Origin of the sequence: Burkholderia sp. Se-20378 (genome assembly GCF_017104665.1) — a bacterium.
Taxonomy (GTDB): Bacteria; Pseudomonadota; Gammaproteobacteria; order Burkholderiales; family Burkholderiaceae; genus Burkholderia; species Burkholderia lata.
The window spans coordinates 1-2648 of record NZ_JAAGPG010000825.1; the positions used below are offsets into that span (position 1 = coordinate 1).

At 67.3% G+C, this 2648-nt stretch carries 2 protein-coding genes; both read left to right on the top strand.

Annotated features, from left to right (window positions below):
* The first annotated feature begins 2 nt into the window (after positions 1–2).
* Positions 3–515: a rod shape-determining protein MreD gene (mreD, locus tag G3N93_RS37930; protein WP_009687274.1), complete on the top strand. Its 513-nt coding sequence runs from the start codon at positions 3–5 to the stop codon at positions 513–515.
* Between the two features lie 114 nt (positions 516–629).
* The coding region (gene mrdA / locus G3N93_RS37935; protein WP_206135316.1) for a penicillin-binding protein 2 at positions 630–2648 on the top strand (2019 nt) is incomplete at its 3' end.

Here is a 2648-nt window from a genome sequence, read left to right on the forward strand (position 1 = left end):
CGATGAATCGCCCGCAATACATCCTGCAGCCGGTCAATCCGTACTTCATCGTCTTCAGCCTCGCCGCCGCGTTCCTGCTGAACCTGATGCCGTGGGGCCGCCTGCCCGGCGTGCCCGACTTCGTCGCGCTCGTGCTGCTGTTCTGGAACATCCACCAGCCGCGCAAGGTCGGGATGGGCGTCGCGTTCGCGCTCGGCATCCTGATGGACGTGCATGACGCGGGGCTGCTCGGCGAGCATGCGCTCGCCTATACGCTGCTGTCGTACGGCGCGATCACGATCCACCGCCGCGTGCTGTGGATGCCGATCGGCGTGCAGGTGCTGTACGTCACGCCGCTGCTGGTCGTCGCGCAGCTCGTCCCGTTCGTGATCCGCCTCGTGATGGGCGCCGCGTTCCCGGGCTGGCGCTACCTGGTCGACGGCTTCGTCGAGGCCGCGCTGTGGCCGATCGCGAGCCACCTGCTGCTGATGCCGCAACGCCGCCCGGTCGATCCGGACGATACGCGCCCCATCTGAGCCAGGGGCCTGCCTTGAATACCCGCCGCCTCCACGCCCGCCGCGCGCCGCGCTTCGGGGCGGCACCTCGCCCGCGCCCGCTCGGCGCGCGCGGGCCAGATCGCTCCTAACCGCATGACCGAATTCAACGACACCCAACAGCAGCTCTCGAAGTTCCGCCTGCGCGTCGCGGCGGCGGGCGTGTTCGTGTTCGTCTGCTTCGGGCTGCTCGCGAGCCGCTTCTTCTACCTGCAGTTGATGCAGCACGGCAAATACGCGCTGCAGGCCGAGGAAAACCGCATCTCCGTCGCGCCGATCGTGCCGAACCGCGGGATCATCACCGACCGCAACGGCGTGATCCTCGCGAAGAACTATTCGGCCTATACGCTCGAGATCACGCCGTCGAAGCTCGACGACACGCTCGACAACACGATCGACAAGCTGTCCGAGATCATCCCGATCGACGCGCGTGACCGCCGCCGCTTCAAGAAGCTGCAGGAAGACTCGAAGAACTTCGAGAGCCTGCCGATCCGCACCCGGCTCACCGACGCGGAAGTCGCGCGCTTCACCGCGCAGCGCTTCCGCTTCCCCGGCGTCGACGTGCGCGCACGGCTGTTCCGGCAATATCCGCTCGGCACGACGGCCGCGCACGTGATCGGCTACATCGGCCGGATCTCGAAGCGCGACCAGGATCGCATCGACGCGATGAGCGACGACAACGACAGCGATCAGGAAAACTACGATCCGCGCCGCGACGCGAACAACTACAAGGGCACCGACTACATCGGCAAGATCGGCGTCGAGCAAAGCTACGAGACCGAGCTGCACGGGCTGACGGGCTTCGAGGAAGTCGAGGTGACGGCCGGCGGCCGGCCGGTGCGCACGCTGTCGCGCACGCAGGCGACGCCCGGCAACAACCTCGTGCTGTCGCTCGACATCGGGCTGCAGCAGGTCGCCGAGCAGGCGTTCGCCGGCAAACGCGGCGCGCTGGTCGCGATCGAGCCGAAGACGGGCGACGTGCTCGCGTTCGTGTCGTCGCCGAGCTTCGACCCGAACTCGTTCGTCGACGGTATCGACCAGCAAACCTGGGACGAACTGAACAACTCGACCGACAAGCCGCTCCTGAACCGCCCGCTGCACGGCACCTACCCGCCCGGCTCGACGTACAAGCCGTTCATGGCGCTCGCCGGCCTGACGCTCGGCAAGCGCACACCGGGCTGGGGCTTCCAGGATCCGGGCTACTTCACGTTCGGCGGCCACACGTTCCGCAACGACGTACGCTCGGGCCAGGGCTGGGTCGACATGAACAAGGCGATCATGGTGTCGAACGACACCTACTTCTACATGCTCGCGCGCGATCTCGGCGTGAACTCGATCGCGAACTTCATGAAGCCGTTCGGCTTCGGTCAGATCACCGGGATCGACATCCAGGGCGAGGCGCGCGGGATCCTGCCGTCGACCGACTGGAAGAAGAAGGCGTTCAAGAAGGCCGCGCAGCAGAAGTGGTTCGACGGCGAGACGATCAGCCTCGGGATCGGCCAGGGCTACAACTCGTTCACGATCCTGCAACTCGCGCACGCGACCGCGACGCTCGCGAACAACGGCGTCGTGATGAAGCCTCACCTCGTGAAGGAAGTCGAGGATCCGATCACGCGCGGGCGCCACCTGACCGTGCCGAAGGAAAGCGAAGTGATCCCGCTCAAGCAGGCCGACATCGACGTCGTGAAGCGCGGGATGGAGAACGTGATCGAGAACCCGTCCGGCACCGCGTACAAGGTGTTCCGCGGCGCGCCGTACCTCGCCGCCGGCAAGACCGGTACCGCGCAGGTGTTCTCGCTGCAAGGCTCCAACTACAAGGGCCACCTGCTCGCCGAGCACCTGCGCGACCACGCGCTGTTCATCGCATACGCGCCGGTCGACCATCCGCAGATCGCCGTCGCGCTGGTCGTCGAGAACGGCGGCTGGGGTGCGCAGGCCGCCGGCCCGATCGCGCGCCGCGTGCTCGACTTCTACCTCATCGACCGCCAGAACCCGCAGAACGAGGCCGCGGCCGTGGCTGCCGCGGCGTCGGCGACCGAACCCGTCAACGCGCCGGTGATCGGCGACGCGAACAAGCCTGCTGGCGTCGCGGCCGGCTTCACCGCGCTGCCGCAG

Bases quoted from the DNA above. Each gene is read 5' to 3' on its own strand.
- mreD (WP_009687274.1), top strand. From the start codon at position 3: ATGAATCGCCCGCAATACATCCTGCAGCCGGTCAATCCGTACTTCATC.